Below are 20093 nucleotides of genomic sequence, written 5' to 3' on the forward strand. Positions count from 1 at the left end.
TGGTGTCGCATGATCATGCTATTTATACTAGGCGCTCTACGCCATTTCCGATTGTGCATACATAGAAGTCAGCAGTTAAGCCTGTAGCTTCATTATACTTGCGGCCTACTTCTGCTTGGAACGCTTCAACGCTGTCTTCGTGAACGAGCGAAACCGTACATCCGCCGAAGCCTGCGCCCGTCATACGCGAACCTAGTACGCCTGGCACGAGGCGAGCAGCCGCAACCATCGCATCCAGCTCAGCACCCGTTACTTCGTAAAGATCGCGCAGCGAATCGTGTGAGCCGTTCATTAATTGTCCAAACTGCGCAAGGTCGTTTGCTTTCAATGCTTTGATTGATTGCAGTACACGGTCGATTTCCTCTACAACATGCTGTGCGCGTTTGCGAACTGTTTCATCCTTGATCAGATGTTTTGCAGAGTTAAATTGCTCCAGATTAATCTGTCCAAGAAGTGTAAGCTCAGGGAATGCTGCTTTTAGATCCTGTACCGCCTGCTCGCATTGTGCGCGGCGCTCATTATAAGCGGAGTCAACCAAGCCGCGGCGTTTGTTCGTATTGCCTATAACCAGCTTATAGCTGCCGGAATCAAATGGAATGAGATCATATTCAAGCGTATCGCACATGAGCAGGATGGCATGGTCCTTTTTGCCGTTTGCTACCGCGAATTGGTCCATGATGCCGCATTGCACGCCATTAAACTCGTTTTCGGATTTTTGTGACAGCAATGCGATTTTCACTTTATCAGTTGGAAGTCCCTCAAGTGTTTGCAGTGCAAAAGCTGTTACGACCTCAATGGATGCAGAGGAGGAAAGTCCAGCGCCATTTGGAATTTCGCCATGATACAGCAAGTCGTAGCCGCTGGAAAATTTCACGCCTGCTTGCAAAAGCTCATGAACAATTCCTTTAGGATAGTTCATCCAGTCGTCAGCCTCGTCATACACAATTGTGCCTAGCGAGAAACTTTTTGACGCTGGGAAGTTTGTTGTCGCTAGACCAAGCTGATGATCAGGGCGTTTGCGGATAAGAAGTGTCGTTCCGAAAGTAAGTGCAGCTGGGAATACGTAGCCGCCGTTGTAATCTGTATGCTCACCGATCAAGTTTACGCGGCCTGGAGCATGAAATACAGCGATGTCGCTTGCTTCTCCGCCGTATTGTTGTATGAACTGCTGTGTTAGCGCTTCAATGTTTGCCATTTGCTATCACGTTCCTTTTTATATCGATTTTGTATGTTTGGATAACAACTTTAGTATACGGGAAGCAGCAGTAAAACTAAATGGCGGCAAGTGCTTTTTATATGGATTAATGTGACTTCTCGCATTAACATCGGACATGCTATGATAGTGTAAACTCTACAATTGTTCATCTTCGCATTCCACTGTAAAGCAGGTGTAAAGTAAAATGCAGCAGGATATGTATACCGTAGCCTCCAATCCCGTTATCAGTGATGGCAAAAACTCCCCACTCCATGTATTGTTTGCTGGCGAGAGCCAAACGAAGCCGTACCACCGGCTTGGTCCCAAGGTTTATGACTTCTATTTGATGCACATCGTACTGGAAGGAAAGGGCATCTTTATTTGTGATGAGGTTAAGCATGAGCTTCGTGCAGGGCATACGTTCTTAATTGAGCCGGAACAATTAATCAGTTATGAATCTGACGGTGACACGCCATGGAAATATCGCTGGGTCGCATTTCATGGAACATTGTCCGCCGATCTCGTTGCAACCGCTGGCTTTACAGCCGAGCAGCAGGTAGTGTTTACGCCAGATAAGCGGCGAGCCGCTGCTTTGTTTCGTCAAATCTATGATACCTTTCGGCGGGGAGGCGCTGCGTCTGATATGAGAGCCGTAGGTTATTTGCATTTGCTCCTTGCCGAGTACAAAAGCGTGCTTAATACCCAGAACGGCAATGAAATCCGTACCTCCCAAGCAGAAGGCGATCACTTGCTTCAACGAGTCATCCATTACTTATCAACGCAGTATGCCCATCCGGTCTCCATTGAACAAATGGCGGAATCGCTTGGCTACAATAGAGCGTACTTGTCCCGTTTGTTCAAGCAGCGCATTGGCGTATCTCCCGTTACTTTCCTGCTCAAGCTCCGAATCGATAAAGCACGCCGCATGCTGAGGGAACGGCCAGAGCTGACCATTGAACAAATTTCCGCATCAGTCGGTCTACAGGATGCTCTGTACTTCTCCAAACAATTCCGCCGGCTTCATGGCCAATCTCCTACAGCATACCGCATGGCGATGCGGAATTTAGGCGACTAAGCAGCGCCGTTTAGCTGAATATCCATCCTCTTGTTAGTATCAGCTCCCGATCGCTTCATATTCGTAAATTCGGGTAATACTATCGTAGGGAGTGATGATCTATGAAAGAGCTGCACACCGGTAACTTATATTGGCCGGTTACATTAAACAATCCCAAGGTGTATGCGCCCTTGCGGCAAAACAAAAAAACACAAGTGGCTGTTATAGGCGGCGGGATGTCAGGTACGATCTGTTCTTCTGTATTCAATAAAAGCGGCCTTTCCACCATTATGCTTGAACGGGGACAGGTAGCCGGCGGAAGCACCTCAGCAAATACAGGCCTCCTGCAATTTTGCAACGATATTATGCTTTGTGACCTCATCGATCAAATCGGGGAGCGGGATGCCCAAATCTTCTATAAAGCGTGCAGAGATGCAGTCCAAATGCTTGAAAAAACAGCTGACTCCCTTTCTGTCGATGTAGGATTAATTAGAAGAAACAGCCTATATTATGCCTCTYCGGAGCAGGAGCTTCCTAAACTCAAAAGGGAATATGAGGCTTTAAAGGCTTGTGGACTTGAAGTCGAATTCTGGTCCCCGAGCGACATCGCCAAACATTTTCCGTTTCAGAAGCCAGGTGCGATCGTTGCACACGGCGACGCAGAGGTAAATCCTTATCAGTTCGTAAACGGTGTAGCAAACGATGCTGCTGAAGCTGGGCTTGAGATTTATGAGCAAACCGATGTGGTAGCACATGAAACGCTGCCAAGCGGTCTCCATCTTCTAAAAACAGCTGACGGTTATGAGATTGAAGCAGAGCATGTTGTTTATGCTGTAGGGTATGAGCCTGAAGAGCTTCGCGGCAAGCTGATCAAAGCAGAGCTGAATCGCTCCTTTGCGCTTGTCACTGAAGTTCAGCCAAGTCTTCAAAGCTGGCACGAACGCTTTCTCGTATGGGAAACTGCCCGTCCCTATTTGTATATGCGAACGACTATTGACGGCCGCGTCGTTGTCGGCGGCTTGGATGAGCATACTGAAAAGCCCACTCACAGCGATAAAGAACTTAGGAAACACAGCGATAAGCYGCACAGCCAGCTAAAGGCTTTATTTCCCGAGCTGCAGGCTCCCATTGCCTATGAATGGTGCGCCACCTTCGGCGAATCGCGTGACGGCTTGCCCTTTATAGGTGCGGATCCCGCTTGGAAAAATGTTTATTATTGCTTAGGTTATGGCGGCAACGGTACTGTATACAGCATGCTTGCATCCCATTTGCTGCGTGATCTTATTATCGGCGAAGAGCATCCCTTAACTGAAATCGTAAAGCTGGATCGCAAATCCTTAGCAAATGTATAATCAACAACATAAATGATACAACTTTTCATTGCGGCTGCCGTCCGTCGGACGGCTTATATACATAATTAAAAAGCCTCACCTATCGGCAAAAATGGCTTCTGCGCGATAAGTGAGACTTCTCTATATTATCTTTCTAATGTTACCAGCAGCTATTCGCCAGCAATAACGCTGGAGGCATTGCAGGCGCGAAAAACAGCTTCTGCCGCCCCCAGCCGTGACAAATCCGGACCGCCATCCTTGTCAAACAACGATTTGCTTTCCAGAGTTTCAACAATAACGATTAATGAACCGCTTTGCAGAGCATCGCTGCACAATCGAACCTCTTCATTTTCAAGACCAAGCGACTGCAGCGTTCCACTGTGATCGTCATCGCCAAGCAGAATTGCCGCTGCAAAAGGAAAACCTCCGGCAGCATAAGGCGCTGTCCCGTAACCTGTCATGCCATAAACAGCATTCATGCCAGCTCCTGCAAACCCAGCAGCTGCAGCCATGCCAAGACTACCCAAACCTTGACGGTCAGGCATATCTTCGAGCTCTCTAAGCTCGTCCACATGGACATCGCTCTCTGCTTCTACTCGCCTAGAATGCTCAAAATCTTTCGCTATGACTTTTAGCTCGCCTTGAACGAAGCCCGCTTGCTCCAGCTGTTCAATAGCCGTTATGACTTGCTGCTCCGTTTCAAATATGCCTATTTTTTTTGCCATTGCCTTATCCTCCTTGTGTTGCATACTAATCTTGGTATGCCCTTCTTATGGCGGATTAAGTCGTATTGTGTTGAAATTTGACATGGAATAACGATGGTTTTGTGTTATCAAATGATCAGGTTGTGCATCATTGAAGTTCGCGGTATGATGGAGGAATAGATATTGGAAAATCGGACAAGCAGGAGGCAGAGCGATGATTCATCGGATGCTTCGCTATCCCGCAGGATGGGAATGGCATGTACTGCAGCAAGCGAGGCAGCAAACCGTAAGGAATGAGCCCTTGCCCAGCAGGAAAGGTGCACAAAGGCAAACCGTTTCTTCAAGCGAAGGACAAAAGACCATTAAAGCCATTACCAAACAGGAACAGGAAGCGGCTCAGCAGCAGAGAGACGAGCTAAAGCAGCTATTTCCGGAATGTGCGTCATGGATTGATGAATGCGCAGACAGAAGAACAAACAATATATCCGTTGGCGGTGCGACGCATTCGCAGAAGCTGCTATACGGCACTGTTATGTTCCAAGTGTCGGACGACCAATCGGATATTCAACCTTTTCACTTCTGGCTGACAGAAGACCGGCTGCTGACGATGCATGATGACATGCGCATTCCGCTCCGGCTTCAGTCCATTGACCATAACCTAAAGTTCGAGAGCTGCGAATCAGCTCCTGAAGCGTTATTTATTATGCTGAGCATTATTCTGGAAACGTTCCATGCTGGTCTTGATGGTTTTGAAAAAAGACTCGGAGAGCTTGAAACGACGATGCGCAATGAGAATCGTACCGGCCTTATCGATACTATTTTTGAGAGGCGTTACGATTTGCTTCATTGGAGTCATCTCTTCATTCCGATTAGAGAAGTACATAGTGCTGCACAGGAAGCTTTCATGGATGAACTCACCGAGACGGACAGCTTTAAACGCATTACGCATAAGCTGGAGAGAATCGAAGCGCTTCTGAAGCATTACGCACTGGAGATAGATACCTTGATCTCAATGGACGATGCCATCTCCAATTTTCGCGGCAACGATATTATGAAGACGCTCACGATATTTACTGTCTTGTTCCTGCCTGCTACGATTATAGGCGGTATATGGGGCGTTAACTTCGAGATCCTGCCATTTAAAGATAATAAGTGGAGCTTTACAGCGATGAACGTATTTATTTTATTCGTTACGATTTTCATGTATTTATGGCTTTGGAAGAAAGGCTGGACTGGCGACTTGTTAAATGGACGCAATCCGAAGGAGATTGTTACTACTGATTCTTCCTCTCAGACAAAACGTTCCAAGCGTTCGAAGAGCAGCCGTTCGCAGAAAGCCTCTGCGAATGCATCAAGTGAACCCCCTCAAGCTCAAACGCGTTCCCAAAGAAAACGAAGCTAATAATGATAGTCAGCCCATAATAAAACCGTCCACTAGGGTCAATGACCTTCATGGACGGTTTTTTACATCATATTCTAAAGCTTAACTGGCAATCCAGTACGAGCAGATTGATTAGCAGCAATTGTCACTTGATGTGTTCTTACTGCATCCGCATAACTGGAGCGAATGCGGGAAACATCCCCGGTTCGGATCGCATGAAGAAAAGCCTCATTTTCCAGCTCATACGGATCCGTTTGGTTAGCGTACTCTGTTCTGCGGCCAGCCTCTGTGTCAATCAATCCGCTATGGCCAAGCTCCAGCACGCCTTTGTTCGTATAAATATGCAGGCCGGAACGATCTCCAGCTGGAATAGCGCAAGTATTGCTAATTGTAGCAACTGTACCACCCACTAGCTTCAGCGTAACTGTGCCTACATCAGGAACCGTTACACCTTCTTCTACACCGCTCATATATCGATTGCCGTAAGCTGCGTAAACCTCACTTATCTCACCAACCGTATACCTTAGCAGATCCACAATATGTGTTGTCTGCTCTACAAATTGACCGCCTGATCCTTCCATCTTGCGCCACCAGCTTACCCCCGGCATGGAGCCCATCCAATAGCCAAGCGCCATTAATGTTGTGCGCTCGCGCAGCAGCTCTCTTGCACGGTCGGTTCCATCCATATAACGGAAATGATAGCCAGCCGATGTAATCAGCTTTTTCTCTTCGATTCCTTTCAAAATCTCAGACGGCAGCTGCTCGTCCACTCCAAGCGGCTTCTCTACAAGAAAGGGAATGCTTCTTTCAAGCAATGCAGATTCAATCTCTCCATGCGCAAATGGCGGTACACAAATATATACCGCATCAAGCTTACGATCATCAAGCATGCGATGTATCGAATCATAACCGCGTGCACCCTCAAAGCGCTGTGCTGCTGCATCTGCTTTTTGCTGGCTAGTTGCTAAGAAAGCAGTTACCTTGATGCCGGCAAGCTTAGCGAGCTTCTCCGCGTGCATCATGCCAAACCATCCTGTACCTGCAATACCTATCTGAAGAGTCATTTATGAATCCCCTTTCATAATCGCGTTATTCCCCGATTATACTTGGAGCTGCCTTAAGAAGTCCATTTTTTTCCGCTGGTACCCATCTCCAGGGCTGATCATATATTACAAACATCGGGAGAACCGGAGTTGTATGAGCGGAGGGATGGTATGACAGCAAATACGAGAGGTACGTTAACCACGCAGGATCTCGATTTTCGAACAGCTCTGTTTTTGGCTGCGGTTTGCGGACAAACGTACATGCAATACAATAACAAGGACGGATTATTTCTTGTACCTAGAACCTACAGCTTAGTAAGTGAATTTACGGCTAAAGCATATGACGACAGCGATGAACGATTCGGTTTTGTATTAACATCTGAACGTGCGTCTGTGCTCGCTTTTCGCGGCAGCAACTCTGCAGTGGATTGGGTATCTGATTTCATTGCCCAGCAAACGACTTACCGCCCCGTCAAAAATGCCGGTCTAACGCACAAGGGGTTTACCGACATCTATATGTCAGCACGGACTCAAATCATTGAAATCATAAATCAGCTTCCACAGGGCAGACCGCTGTTTATAACAGGACACAGCCTTGGGGGAGCACTTGCAACCCTTGCTGCTCTCGATCTGGCGAACAACACTGCTTTTACTGATCCCATTATATATACGTATGGAGCACCTCGAGTCGGAGATCCGAAGTTTGCAAGCAGTTACAACGCATCCATTGGTACGCATTGGCGTTTTCAAAATGAATTTGATATCGTCCCCCATCTGCCTACGCTCGTTTACCAATCGCCAAAAACCAAACAAACTTACTACTATATGCACGCAAAGGGTGAGGTGAAACGTTCATTCCGTATGGGCTCAGTCTCAGGAAACCATATATTATCAAGCTACTTCGCTGATCTTGCCCAAGAAGATCCCGCCTTTGCTTTGGCTATTTGCGCGGAGCCGCCAGGCTGGTGCCCAGCAATTGAAGTTTAATTCTAAGCTGCTGCAAAAAAACAAAAAAAGCAAATCTCATCTCCCGCACAGCTTGCTTCATGCGAGTAAGATTTGCTTCTCTATGTCCAAATAATCTTTGTCATTTCGCTGGGAGAACATATAGCAGTATAGCGAAGAAATGGACAATTGAACCGCCAAGTACAAACAAATGCCATACGGCGTGATGGTAAGGAAAGGCACGCCACATATAAAATATCGTTCCGAATGTGTACAGCAATCCCCCTGTTACGAGCAACTGCACCCCGCCTGGAGCTAGATGCGTTGTGAGCGGCTTCCAAGCAAATACGATAATCCATCCCATTGCGATGTAAATAATCGTTGATGTGAATAAAAATCGTGAGGCAAAAAAAGCTTTAAACGCCACACCGACTAATGCCGCTCCCCAAACGATACCAAACAGTACCCAGCCAAGCGTACCTTGCACGATATGGAACAGAATCGGAGTATAAGTACCTGCTATAAAGACATAAATAAACGAATGATCAAGTGATTCAAATACCCGCTTCGCTTTTCCCTCGGGGAAGCTGTGCACGAGCGTTGAGGCTGCATACAGCAGCAGCATGGCTGATCCATATATAGTAAAGCTGACAACATGAAAGGCCGTTCCCCTCGTTGCCGCGAATACGATCAACACGACGAGTGCCGCAATGCTGAGTGCAGCCCCAATCCCATGTGTGACGGCATTCGCAATTTCTTCTTTCTTTGTGTACGTATGTGTATTGGCCATGGGTCCTTCACCTCCTAGGTCGTAAGCATCTCACTTTAGAAGCTGCTGCTTACCCTCACCTTAGTGTATAGGATCAGACCCACCCTTTCAACCAACCCCGCACGCGGTCCACTGTTTTATCTAGATTGCAAACGGCCTCTTGGTCGCTAAAATCCTCCGTATGGCGAAAATAATCCGCATGCCCGCCCACAGTAGGAATTCCTTCAACATAGCCTGGCGCGTACTTCATGCGATTCCACCTTGGCATCGCATATTTGCTTATGCTCCATCCGCCCCAAGTACCTATTCGGCTAATCGGGTCATTAAGCTTGCCCAAGCTGTCGATGGAATGAAAATAACTAACGCGCTCCTGAAGCTTTGGCTCGATCGGCGTTCTTGGTGATCCAACTTGCACAATTCGAAAATCCTCGATTTGATCCTGCTCATAAAGCATTTTTGCCGCTTGATAAGCAGCGGCACCGCCGCCGCTGTGTCCAATCAGCAATAAACGCTCGCTGCTCATCGTTTGTTTGATTTTCTCCAGCGCATGTTGTCCGCCGATCCGGCCAGCCGTTAAACGGTTGGACAAGTCGCTCTTCACCTCTAGCACTTGTCTAACCAAGCTGCGACTGGCATCGCCATAAGGAAATATGACGTGGATAGCTGGTTCGACACCATCGGATTGAAACATTTGTTCCAGCTTAACCTTGCATTCCGTAAAAATGCTATTGGATGTTGCGACACCGGCAAGCAAATAAATACTCATTCGTGATGGTTTGGTCGCCGTCATAACGAATCCCTCCGTAATTAACTTAAACGTTATTCATTTTCATGTTTTATTATTTTTTCTAATTCATCCGTGTATATTCATTATGCGGGATAGTCGATTGATTCATTCTTGCCTTTTGTTGTAATTTCCGTAAATTCAGGCAAGAACCCGCGAATTTCAAGCTGTTTAACCTGCTTCTTATATTATTATATAAGAAAAACGCCTAGCTGTTACCAGCTGGCGTCCTTCATTGTTGCTATTGCTGCATTTCAAAAAAAGTTGGAATCAACAGCTATACACCCATTTTTTTACGCTGATTGTTAACTTTCTTCGTGTTCTGGCTCTTCAGTGCCTGCGTCCCCGTAGAAAGATGCGATTGGCCTGGAGCTCCTCCAGCTTTCGCTTGTTTCTTCTGAGCGAGCAATTGCTTCGCTTTCTCCGCTTGAGTCAGCTTCTTAGGCTCCTCTTGGGATTCGTTTTGTTCGATTGTAGACATAGGTTCACCTCGTTTCATGCGCTACATAATTCTTATTCTACTACACTTATATATCTGGTAAAAGAGGCTTTACTCAGGGTTGTGGTTTTTATGATCCTCCAAGATGCCAGCTCTAGCTGTCTCATCATTGGATCAGTTGTGACAATAACCGCTCGCTTCGCCCACCTTCTTACACTTTCAAGCATAACAAGCTGCTCGCTTTCTGGCAAGACAGAGCACAAATTGTATGGCATATCTACAATGGCAGCATCGTAATGACCTTCGAGAAGCCGCATATCGCCAAGTCTTACTCGGTCTGGATAACCAAAATGAGCAAGATTTGCGCGCGCGCCTCGCACGGCAAGCGGATTGAGATCCAACCCCTCAATGTCGATTCCCATTGACATGCCTTCAATCAGAACGGTTCCCATTCCACAGCACGGATCAATAAGCTTAAGCTGTTCAGCTGCTTGCCCAGCCGCAAGATTCACGATCGCACGAGCTGCTCTTGTTGGCAGTGCAGTTGAATAATTTTGCGGCTTATTCTGATGCCTCAGCCATACAGCTCCGCTTTCTTCCAGCGGTCCAAAGTACCAGCGACCATAAAGCTTCATTAAACCAAACAGCTGCTCCGCTTTGCGCATATCTGCTTTGCCATGAATAACCGCACCGGCAGCTCTCTCGAGCTGTCTTTGCTCATCGAAGGTGAAGGCTTCATCGCCTTGCGTATAAACAACCTTGAACGTTTTTCCACCCAGCTCAATTGACGGAAGCATAACGATCAGTTCTTCCATACTGTTAGCTTCCAGCATGACGGCTATACGCCGTTTTACGAAAGGGCTGCGATCAACCGATAGCTTATGCTGACTTATGACAACGCCTTGTTTGGGCTTCTCGCCGAATAAGGCTTGCAGCTCCAGCTCACACAAAGCTGCTTCATCCTCATGGCATGCATACGTATAAATAAACATGAATGGCCTCACGATCTGATAACTATATTATTCCTTTTGTGGAACAGCCGCCTCTTCGCTCGGCTCCGTGCGAGTCGTTGCCTTGGATAAACCAAGCAGCTCTGCCTCGGTTTGAAATTCAGCAAGCTGCTTCTCTAATGATTTGACCGTTCGCTGCAAGCGAATCTGACGAATCATCCCCAGCAGGCCTACGGTTAAGCCGCCAAGCAGCGTCGATCCCAATATGACGAGAATGAGCGGAAGGGTTGCCTTCGTAAACAAAAAGTTTACATGTACCGAATCGATATTGATAACCGCAAATATTGCGATAAGAAGCGCGAATACTAATGCGGAAATAAGAATTCCCGGACCTTTCATACCGATTCCTCCCTTTTCAAAAATCATACCACAAATCTAATCCATTCGCCTATTGGCAAGCTATGAGTAATTATTTTGCCTTACATACTAAACTTAACCACAATTTAATAATAATGAAGCATCAATAAAAAAATAAGCTGCCCCAAAAACAGATTCTATCTGCTCTTGGAACAGCTCCATTGCATCGTTATTTGGCTTCTGCTGCTTTACCGGGTGATGCCGCTTTGCGCAGCTGCGTTATACTTATCTTTACGATAATATACACTAGCACTGCAAGCTGAGGCAGTGTAGTTTCCCAAGTCGGATATACGCCTAACGCCCCTATAGTCGGTACGCCTGAAGCAGTATGTGACGGAACCCACCCTGATACCTGCAAGGAATGTATGCTCTCGCCAAGGAAGCGAACAACGAGATAATAGATTAATGCGGATGCAACAAGGAAAAATGGCCGTATGGGAAGCTTCGCGCTAAATTTAATAATCGCAAAGCCAAGTGCAATCAGCAGGATGAACGTAACGCCAAATCCGAGAGCCAGCTGCAGCGGATCGATAGACGGCGCCATCCCGACATAAAATATCGTCGTCTCCGCACCTTCGCGGAAGATCGCTAGACCCGAAACAGCAAATAGTGACCATAGGCTTCCTCTTGCGAGCGCACTGCCCATTTGTTTGTCGATGTATTGATTCCAATTGTTCATATTAGACTTATTGTGCAGCCAATTGCCAACTGTAATCATTAGAATAACGGATAGTAAGCCAGCAATGCCTTCAATCGACTCACGCGCACTTCCAGCTGCGACCTGAGCAATGGCATACGTTAGCACAACAGCCATAATACCGCTAAGCAGAAGTCCTACCCATACGCCAGACCATACCCACTTGCGTTTATCGTGATTGCCGGTACGCTGCAAGTACGCAAGTAAAGCAGATAATACAAGAATGGCTTCAAGACCTTCGCGCAGCAAAATCATCCCCGCATCCCAAGCGGTGTAACGGGTATCCTGCATCATTGGCTCTAGCTGCTCCAGCATCTGGGCTATAAGCTGCTCTGCCTTATCTGCCGCTGGAGGATCGGAGAGCAAATACCCGCCCGCCTCAGCCATTCCAATCTCCATACTGCTATAGATAGCAGCCGATCGCAGGGCAACCACACCCTCAATCGCAGGCCACTGCACGATAAAAGCTTCCATCTGTCCAGCCGCTTCTGGATAATGCCCTTGCTGGACATCATTTAACGCCTGATTTAGGATGTCCACAGCATCGGCTACCGTTATGCCCGACTCCTTAGCCACAGTCGCTATTTTCCCATCGCGATAATCTTGAATAAGCTGAATGAGTGCTAGCGCTTCGGTTTCTGCTTGCTCGACTCGCGGAGGATCAGCTTGAACAGCAATGCGAAGCATGCTCATCTTCGTTTCCAAGCCGCTGTAAACGTTGAAGTGATCCGCTCGAATGGCAGGCTCCACTTTCAGCCAGCTGTTGTTCATTTCCCTATATTCAGCATTTGCCTTGTCCAAGTCGCCTGCTTGAATGCTTGCAAGCAGCTTCTCTGCCAAAGGAAGTATGCTGACAGCCGCATCTTGACCAGTTAGCTGAGTCGCCGGTGCGTCTTGAACGCTCTTCACGTATTTATTAAGTGCCTTCGCGAGTAAGGATAACGTAGCTTTGGCAGCGTCAGCATCGCTTTCCGGCGCTGCTAAAGCTTTTATAGCTCCCGCAAGCGCAGAATCCACCGCTGCCGATTCCTTCGTTGCCGCAGGCTCAAGCTGCTTCCACTTAGCCGAAGCATCTTCTATATGAGCTGCCGCTTCCTTCCACTTTCCTTGACCTGCTTCAACAAGAGCACCGCCAACGAGCGGAAGCAAACGATCAATCTCGGCAGATTGCGCACCTTCAGCAAACGTATATAATCCGCTGCTCCCTAACATCAATATCATCAGTACAAAAAAAGAAATGAAACGCATACTCCACTGTTTCATTCCGCCATTTTGTGCGAACATAGACGTCCGCCCCTTTCATCATCAAGAGCTATTTTCTACAAAGCACTAATCGAGCAACATCATGATTTAAAATAACGTTTCTCCGATATATCCGCCTTCACGAACACCTGGAAAACAAGCAAACATCGCACTCCCCGTATGAACGACATACTCATTCATTAGGTCGCTTTGCCCAAGCTTAGTCTGCATCGGAATAAATTGTTTCCGTGAGTCGCGGTTAAAACAAATAAACAACAAGCCTGCATCCAGCTGCCCGGTTTTGTGATCCATTCCACTTGAATACGAGTAGGAGCGGCGCAATATTTTTACCGTGCCATCGCCATGAGCTAGACGCACATGCGAATTCATCGGAATCACCGGTTTGCCCTTCTCGTCCTTCTTCTCCAAATCAAGCTTGTCGAACTCATGCGCTCCGCCAAGCGGGGCACCGCTGTCTCGGTGGCGCCCAAAGGTTGACTCCTGATCCCCGAGCGTCGAACGATCCCACACCTCAATGCGCATGCGAATACGCCTTACGACCATATAACTGCCCTTATCCATCCACGGCGTAYCATCCGCTGCGGCTGCCCACACGACCTTGTTCATTTCCCCATCATCGTTAACGTCTGGATTGCCTGTTCCATCCCTAAAGCCCATCAGGTTGCGAGGCGTTGCATTCGCTGGATCAGCACCGCTCGTACGCTGGAAACCTTCCTGCGTCCAGCGGAGCACCGCTTTCCCTCTAGCTATACGAGCTAGATTGCGGATCGCATGGAATGCAATTTGCATATCATTAGCATTCACTTGAACGCCAATATCACCGCCTGACCATTCATCTCGCAGCTCGTCACCGCCAAAAGCAGGCATATCAGCAAGCGCAGCTGGCCTTTTGCCCGCTAATCCGTATCTTGCATCAAAGAATGACGAACCCACACCGAAAGTAATCGTAGTACGAGATGGCAGCAAACCTTCTGCTTCACCCGTATCTGACGGAGGAAGATTTAAATTATCGTTAGTCTTGCCGAGCATTTCACCATTTGTCATGGATGCTGCCGCACTCGTCCATGCTTGAAATAACTTGCGCACCTCATCCAGTGTACTCGCCGTTAAATCAAAGGCAGCAAATAAAATAAAGTCTTGTGCCGGCGTCGTGATTCCGGCCTGATGCTTGCCATAAAAGCTGACAATTTGGTCTTTATCTGCTTTTACTGACTTGGAAGCAGGCTTAGCCGTGCTGCGTTCCTGCGTTTGGAACAAGCCTCCAACACCAGCTGCTCCGAGCAGCAGTCCAGCTCCGCCAACACCTGCCAGCCTTAGTAGATCTCTACGGCTGATTTTTTTAGCATCTATGTTGGGCTTGCCCTCATTTTGATTGGAATTAATAGGTTCCGTCATGTTGTTAAGCCTCCAATATTGTACCCATTTGAGAAAGCGGCTCGGCAAGCGCATCAATAAGCTGGCTTAGCTTCTTTGTATCTTCCTCTTTCAAATCTAGATAGGACACATAGCCATCACCTGATTTGTAAGCTGACAAGGCTTGCTCAAGATCAGCAAAGCCTTTGCCGATTTGCTCATCCAGCGCAGCATCCTTTTTGTTCAATTCAGCTTTAACCAGCTGATAGATTTTGTCTGCACCTTCCACGTTAGCTGCAAAGTCGTACAGATCCGTGTGTGAATAACGTTCTTCCTCGCCCGTCACCTTCGAAGCGGATACCTCATTAAGCAGCTCTACTGCTCCCGTTACAAGCAAACTTGGCTCAACTTCAACGGTTTCCATCAAAGCGCGAAGCAGCTTTACATCCTCCAGCAAGCGGTCTGCATATTCACCCATACCTTCGGTTGAGTTCTTCTCCCACAGCGACTGCTCAATGCGGTGGAATCCGCGCCAGTCCTTGTCTTCTACGTCATTCTCACGCGCATCAATATTTGGATCGAGGTCGCCAATCGCTTCAGCTATCGGCTCAATACGTTCAAAGTACATGCGTGTCGGCGCATACAGCTTTTTCGCCGCCTCAACATCCCCGCTCTTCACAGCTGTTACAAACTTCTCTGTTTCCAATATGAAAGTATCGGCTTGCTCAATAGTAAACTGACGATAGCTCTCCAGAATAGGTGCCCAAACCTCGTCCGAGACGACAGCACCGCTTGCGGAATTGCCTTCTGCTTGTTTAGGCTCATTCTTATCTGCATCATTTGAGCCGCAGCCTGTAAATACTACCGTACAAGCCAGTAAAAAAGTCATTAATTTATACTTCATTAAAATTGCTCCCCACTCCAATAAACTGGATCTGTTTTTGTCCTAAAATGAAGTATATTCGCTATTGATAATCATTGTCAATGGAATATTTCAGTACTAAAGAAAAGTGCTTCCTCAGCTATTCTCATAAGCTTCGGAAGCCCTTCGTTATTCCCTATTTTATTGCATATACAGCTTCAAATTTGTCAGAGATTCCATCTCTATTTCGCCTAATCTCCAAATCGCCGCCTTGCTAATTTCGTTCGCTTTTGCAGTATTTATCCAACGAGTTAATGTCACTTCATCTGCATACCACACGGTGTGCTTCATATTGTTGGCCTCAGCATCTGTATATTCAAAAAACATGCTGCCGCTCGCTTGATCGCGCTGCGCTTTACTGCCTGTTTGCTTTAACAGCAGCCCCGCTCGCTCCTCAGTCAAAGCTTCAACCTTGCCATCCTCATGCCAATCGAACCCGCCAACCGAGAAAGCCATATACGGACTGCCAGGCAGTACTTCCATTCTGGCTGCCAATTGTTCAATAAAAGCTTCATCCGCTTTTGGTCCTGGTTCGCTGTGGGAGCCATATAGGTTATATGCCATCATGACATATTCCGGGCCTTCCGGAAGCTTTAATTGTTCAATAGGAGCTCTTGGTTCCAAAATGATTCGAAGCGACTTCCCGCTTTTCTGCAAACGAGTATGAAGCTCCGAGTAGAAAAGCAGCATCCGTTCCCAGTCCTCTTCCTCGACTCGCTCATAATCGATCTCAATTCCGTTCAAGCCAAATTGATCAACGGCTGCAATCAATTCATCAACATGTTTTTTGCGACTTTTCTCCGTCTCTACTAGCCGCTTAATTAAACTCGAATCCTTTTGAACAGACTCGCCATTTTCTTTAAACTGGTCATTTACTACCGTCAGATAGAGCTGCATCTGTTCGTTCTTCTTATAAATCTTCATGATTTCAGGCAATGCCTGCTGGAACTTATCCGTAAAATAAAGACTATCCTTATAATCAAAATAGGCTGCAAACAACTGCAAGCTCGTTAATTCACCTTTAATAATACTCAGGTCCTCAATTCCTTGCTTCCACTGCCAGTCCACAATCCAAGCTGACAATTCAGGCAGTACGTTGGCTGCAGCCTGCTGTACGTCTTCAATAGACGACTTCTCCGCTTTCTTTGCGCGATTTGTAAGATTGGAAAAATACATTGCTGCGCCTACAAGCACCACAAGCAAACATGCTGCAATAAGACCTTTTCGTTTCCGCATTGATTCAAACTCCTCGAATTATTAGGTTCTGATTAAGCTAAAACGTATCGATCGCCCAGTCGAATGATGCATTTATCGCGTTCTTCACTCTACTGATCAACCCCTCAATCCCAACATAACCGTTCTTGTATAATGACTCATGCTCTGTACCGTCCTCTTTGACGGTCGTTACTTTTATATTATCAAAAACAGCGTCGTAAATATCATCTTTTTCGTAGTTAAGGCTTGCTTTGGAAGCAAGCGCAATATTTCCGCCGACGATCGAGCTGCTAATTTGCTGCAAAGAGAGCTGTACATCATCTACAATCACCGTTAATTGATCGCCCGATACGCTAACTTCAAGCTGCTTCGCACGTTCAGCAGCCTTGTCCCCAAGCTTGCTTGCTAGCAGCCGTTCAACCTTGCCTCCGGGTGCCTTTTGCTCTACAATAACCGAATTATCCTCGATCGACACTCGAACAAATGAATCCGTATGCTGATCGTAGCGAACATAAACCGATTGGCTGCCGACAGCATGACCGCCAAGCTCCGCAGTAAGTTTTACGTCGGCAGCATGAATATCTTTCAACAAAAGCATGCCGCTTCCTGCTGGAACAGAGGTTAAAGCAATCCGGTTATCCGTAAACTCAGCCGCACCGCTGATAAGCTGCCACTTTGCCGATCTCCGCTCATCCCCTGCAATAAAGCTGACTTTCTGACCGGTATCCTTGCTAATTTTCATAAGCAAATGATTCGTATACCAATAGGAAGCAGGCTGCACCCTCGTTAAATTATAAAGGCTGTCACTGCTTTTATTCAAGGAAAGTCCTTCACGGTTAAAATGCATGCCGAACATCGCTTTAATATTTTGGTCGTTCACACTCTCAACAAGCCGGTTCATGCCGTTGTACATAATGTTCGCGTGCATAATCATATACACGTTCGGAACAAAGCCAAGCGTCTTGTTGTAAATTTCTTTCATCGACTTGTAGTCTGCATTGATGCGCGCTTCCATTTCATCTCGATGCTCCGCAGGCACTAGGTTCTCATCCCGGATAAAGTCCATCAGATAGTGAGTGTAGTAGCTCGTGTTAGCCCGATTTTTGAACTCATTCTCTTCTTTCACACCAATGAGCTTGCCTTCCTTGTCGAAAATATTAATATAAGACAAGCGGTAGCCGTTGCTTCCCAGCTCCCAAAAGCCGTTTTTCATCATACTGAGCATGTCCTTAGGCTGAAGGAATTTGGATTCATTGCTCCCAACCTTATTCGCATAGGACAAAACGGTCGCTTTATAATTGTATTTCTCCAGCAGAGGCTGAGCAAATAAACTGGAATCGTTTCGTCCATCCTCGAAGGATAGAAACAGCGCTTTAGGCGGCAAAGGTTTTCCAAGCTTGTAATAGTCCATAACATCCTGCTGCGAAATGGTTACATAACCTTGATCGTGCAGTGCTTTCAACTGCTGATCCAGCCGTTTTTTGGAAATCAGCTCCGATGTGCCGTTTCTTGCTACGCCAAAATAAGACAGCGCAATAAACCCGTCTTGATTGGTCCACTGCGCCTTATCCGGCTCCGCATATTGCTTGATATCAAATACAGCATGGAAAAGAATGAAGCCCAAAACAAGCAAGATGATCATCTGTACTGTCGTTCTGATCACCTTTCTTTTGTTTTTCCGCTTATAATCGAAAACTCCATTCGTATACCACTTATTCATAGCGGTCATCCTTATCTATGAAATAGACCATAGCCGCTTTAAAGCGGCATGTCCATATTCTTGTTGTTTTTGTTCTTTCTCGCTGCTTTCTTATTTCGAGCTTCAATGTCCTGCGGCGTTTCTCTCGTTCCCCACGTTGATTTCCAGAAGGTAACCCAAGCAACAGGCATTTGCCAGAGCAGCACAAACTCGTAGAAGATACAAAATACGAATCCAAATACCCACAGCTTGCTCTTTCGAAACAACAGGTGGGCAAAGCTCATCAACAGCGCCATCAGCAGCAGTCCCATCAGGAAGGTGCTCGGGAATATACGATACATGATCGGTACATAAACCAAGTTGTACAAAACCACAACCGGTGCTGCTATTGGAACAATAAGCCCGATGTAGAAGAACAAAGCCATAAACGGCTCCTTCCGCCAAATAAAGCCCCCTGCTCGCAGCGACTCACGCAGCCATGAACGCTTCCAGCGCATTTGCTGCTTTAAGAACACGTTCATCTCTGAGGGTACGATTGTGGAGCAAATCGCTGTATCCTGATAGCCGGTACGATGTGTTTTCAAAATAAAATTAGTCATGCTGCGGTCATCGCCAAAGGTCGCTGGCTGCCCCAAAAACTTCTGAGTCAGCCAAGCATCCTTATGCTTCAAAATTAAATCCTTGCGGTAGCAAGAGAGTGGCCCAGACAGGCAGGTTACGCTGTCAAACCAAGATTCCGCAGCCTTCATAATTCGGAATGCAATATAGTAACGAACCGTCTGCAGCTTAGTAACTGTGTTCGTATATTTATTTTCCACATCCGTGCGTCCAGCGACGCCGCCCATTCGCGGGTCCTGAAAGGGCTGTACGAGATTTCTAATCGCCGTTGGCTCTAGAAAGCTGTCAGAGTCCACAAATACAACCAAACGATGCTTTGCCATCTCCACGCCCTTTACAAGCGCTACGCGTTTGCCCCCATTTTCGGACAATACATGCAATTTCAGACGATCCTTCGTTTCGTACCTCTGCGCCTCTTTGTGAACAAGGTCGATAACCTTCTGAATTTGCTCAACAGAACGATCCTTAGAGCGATCATCTACGACAATCACTTCCAGCTTGTCGATCGGATAGTCTTGATTCATGCAGCTCAAAATCGTTCGATGAATCCATTCCTCTTCATTAAAGCAAGGAATAATAATCGATACGCCTGGCGTATAATGCGGATTAACCGGCACATCGCGGTGCAGCGCGCCGAAGAAGTAACGAGTGARCAAGAAAGCCGCTGCCGTAATACTGTATAAATACAAGATGAAATTATATTTAAAATAAATGATGCTCTCCACACGCATAAGCATAATAATAGCAACTGCTACAAACAGCAAGGTGCTCGCCGCATAGACAGAATAACCCCAACGCTTCTTCTGAAGATACGTGGATAATGGCCTCTCAAATTGGAAAGCGATAAGCTGCTTCGCTCCCTCTTCGCTATCTCGCGTAAATGTTCTTTTGATAACAGCTTCTATTTTCACGGCAGACTCATAACCTTCAGGCATCGTACCAGGCGGGATCTCGAAGCTCAGCTTGTACTTTGCCCCCTCCATGAACGTATCGCCAATAACGGATGCATCCAGTTCAATCAAAATGCCTGTAGAAGAAATGTCTACCGCTTTTCCCTTTATTGCCTGCTGCTTCCTCCGGCCATTGCGAAGCAGCTGCACGTCAAAGCTTGCCTCATATCTCAGGCTAAGCTCACGCAGCTTATGCATCGCTGCCGCATCATCACGGCCGTCCTTGCTTTGACCTTCGGCATAACCTCTTCGATCAACCTTTTGCCGCAAATGCTCCGGATCGGGAACGCTCCAAAGGGTGCGTCTGTCCGCTCTTGGAACAGTCAGCACTTCTATCGGCTTTTTTTTCTGTCGTCTAAACACG

At 46.9% G+C, this 20093-nt stretch carries 18 protein-coding genes; 4 read left to right on the forward strand and 14 right to left on the reverse strand.

Features of this window, described 5'->3' with window-relative positions; translation table 11 throughout:
* Positions 1-22: 22 nt before the first annotated feature.
* Complete coding sequence (locus AB4Z17_RS09240; RefSeq protein ID WP_076269647.1) at positions 23-1195, reverse strand: galactokinase; 1173 nt, start codon at positions 1193-1195, stop codon at positions 23-25.
* 205 nt (positions 1196-1400) lie between these two features.
* On the opposite strand from AB4Z17_RS09240, the gene AB4Z17_RS09245 reads away from it, so the two are divergent.
* Complete coding sequence (locus AB4Z17_RS09245) at positions 1401-2270, forward strand: AraC family ligand binding domain-containing protein (RefSeq protein WP_441959417.1); 870 nt, start codon at positions 1401-1403, stop codon at positions 2268-2270.
* Positions 2271-2371: 101 nt separating this feature from the next.
* Complete coding sequence (locus tag AB4Z17_RS09250) at positions 2372-3601, forward strand: NAD(P)/FAD-dependent oxidoreductase (protein ID WP_441959419.1); 1230 nt, start codon at positions 2372-2374, stop codon at positions 3599-3601.
* A 149-nt stretch (positions 3602-3750) separates the two neighbouring features.
* On the opposite strand, the gene AB4Z17_RS09255 is transcribed toward AB4Z17_RS09250, so the two are convergent.
* On the reverse strand, positions 3751-4305 hold the full coding sequence (locus AB4Z17_RS09255; protein WP_441959420.1) for a hypothetical protein: 555 nt from the start codon (positions 4303-4305) through the stop codon (positions 3751-3753).
* 193 nt (positions 4306-4498) lie between these two features.
* On the opposite strand from AB4Z17_RS09255, the gene AB4Z17_RS09260 reads away from it, so the two are divergent.
* Positions 4499-5686, forward strand: coding sequence for a magnesium transporter CorA family protein (locus AB4Z17_RS09260; RefSeq protein ID WP_441959422.1), 1188 nt, complete (start codon positions 4499-4501; stop codon positions 5684-5686).
* Between the two features lie 74 nt (positions 5687-5760).
* Here AB4Z17_RS09260 and AB4Z17_RS09265 read toward each other — a convergent pair whose 3' ends face one another.
* On the reverse strand, positions 5761-6729 hold the full coding sequence (locus tag AB4Z17_RS09265) for a Gfo/Idh/MocA family protein (RefSeq protein ID WP_441911699.1): 969 nt from the start codon (positions 6727-6729) through the stop codon (positions 5761-5763).
* Between the two features lie 150 nt (positions 6730-6879).
* Between AB4Z17_RS09265 and AB4Z17_RS09270 the strand changes: the two genes are divergently transcribed.
* Entirely contained in the window at positions 6880-7695 is an 816-nt protein-coding gene (locus tag AB4Z17_RS09270) for a lipase family protein (protein WP_441911701.1), read from the forward strand.
* A 100-nt stretch (positions 7696-7795) separates the two neighbouring features.
* On the opposite strand, the gene trhA is transcribed toward AB4Z17_RS09270, so the two are convergent.
* The 11 genes from trhA to AB4Z17_RS09325 form a co-directional block, all read right to left on the reverse strand.
* The gene (trhA, locus tag AB4Z17_RS09275; RefSeq protein ID WP_441911703.1) at positions 7796-8443 is read right to left on the reverse strand and encodes a PAQR family membrane homeostasis protein TrhA; all 648 of its coding nucleotides are present in this window, start codon (positions 8441-8443) and stop codon (positions 7796-7798) included.
* Between the two features lie 73 nt (positions 8444-8516).
* Positions 8517-9212 (reverse strand): lipase family protein, encoded by a 696-nt coding sequence (locus AB4Z17_RS09280; protein WP_441911705.1) that lies wholly within the window; start codon positions 9210-9212, stop codon positions 8517-8519.
* A gap of 271 nt (positions 9213-9483) precedes the next feature.
* A complete protein-coding gene (locus tag AB4Z17_RS09285; protein WP_179089865.1) occupies positions 9484-9687 on the reverse strand; it encodes a hypothetical protein in 204 nt (67 codons plus the stop codon).
* A 32-nt stretch (positions 9688-9719) separates the two neighbouring features.
* The gene (locus tag AB4Z17_RS09290) at positions 9720-10637 is read right to left on the reverse strand and encodes a TRM11 family SAM-dependent methyltransferase (protein ID WP_441959424.1); all 918 of its coding nucleotides are present in this window, start codon (positions 10635-10637) and stop codon (positions 9720-9722) included.
* A gap of 27 nt (positions 10638-10664) precedes the next feature.
* Entirely contained in the window at positions 10665-10994 is a 330-nt protein-coding gene (locus tag AB4Z17_RS09295; protein WP_441911709.1) for a LapA family protein, read from the reverse strand.
* Positions 10995-11181: 187 nt separating this feature from the next.
* Positions 11182-12993, reverse strand: a complete 1812-nt coding sequence (locus AB4Z17_RS09300; protein ID WP_441959425.1) for an FTR1 family iron permease — start codon at positions 12991-12993, stop codon at positions 11182-11184.
* Between the two features lie 66 nt (positions 12994-13059).
* Complete coding sequence (gene efeB / locus AB4Z17_RS09305; protein ID WP_441959427.1) at positions 13060-14367, reverse strand: iron uptake transporter deferrochelatase/peroxidase subunit; 1308 nt, start codon at positions 14365-14367, stop codon at positions 13060-13062.
* A 4-nt stretch (positions 14368-14371) separates the two neighbouring features.
* Positions 14372-15235 (reverse strand): iron uptake system protein EfeO, encoded by an 864-nt coding sequence (efeO, locus tag AB4Z17_RS09310; RefSeq protein WP_441911775.1) that lies wholly within the window; start codon positions 15233-15235, stop codon positions 14372-14374.
* Between the two features lie 153 nt (positions 15236-15388).
* On the reverse strand, positions 15389-16483 hold the full coding sequence (locus AB4Z17_RS09315) for a glycosyl hydrolase family 18 protein (protein ID WP_441959429.1): 1095 nt from the start codon (positions 16481-16483) through the stop codon (positions 15389-15391).
* A 37-nt stretch (positions 16484-16520) separates the two neighbouring features.
* A complete protein-coding gene (locus AB4Z17_RS09320; RefSeq protein ID WP_441959431.1) occupies positions 16521-18182 on the reverse strand; it encodes a polysaccharide deacetylase family protein in 1662 nt (553 codons plus the stop codon).
* A gap of 38 nt (positions 18183-18220) precedes the next feature.
* The gene (locus tag AB4Z17_RS09325; protein ID WP_441959433.1) at positions 18221-20092 is read right to left on the reverse strand and encodes a glycosyltransferase family 2 protein; all 1872 of its coding nucleotides are present in this window, start codon (positions 20090-20092) and stop codon (positions 18221-18223) included.
* Position 20093 lies beyond the last annotated feature (1 nt).

Origin of the sequence: Paenibacillus sp. TAF43_2 (genome assembly GCF_052113545.1) — a bacterium.
Taxonomy (GTDB): domain Bacteria; phylum Bacillota; class Bacilli; order Paenibacillales; family Paenibacillaceae; genus Pristimantibacillus.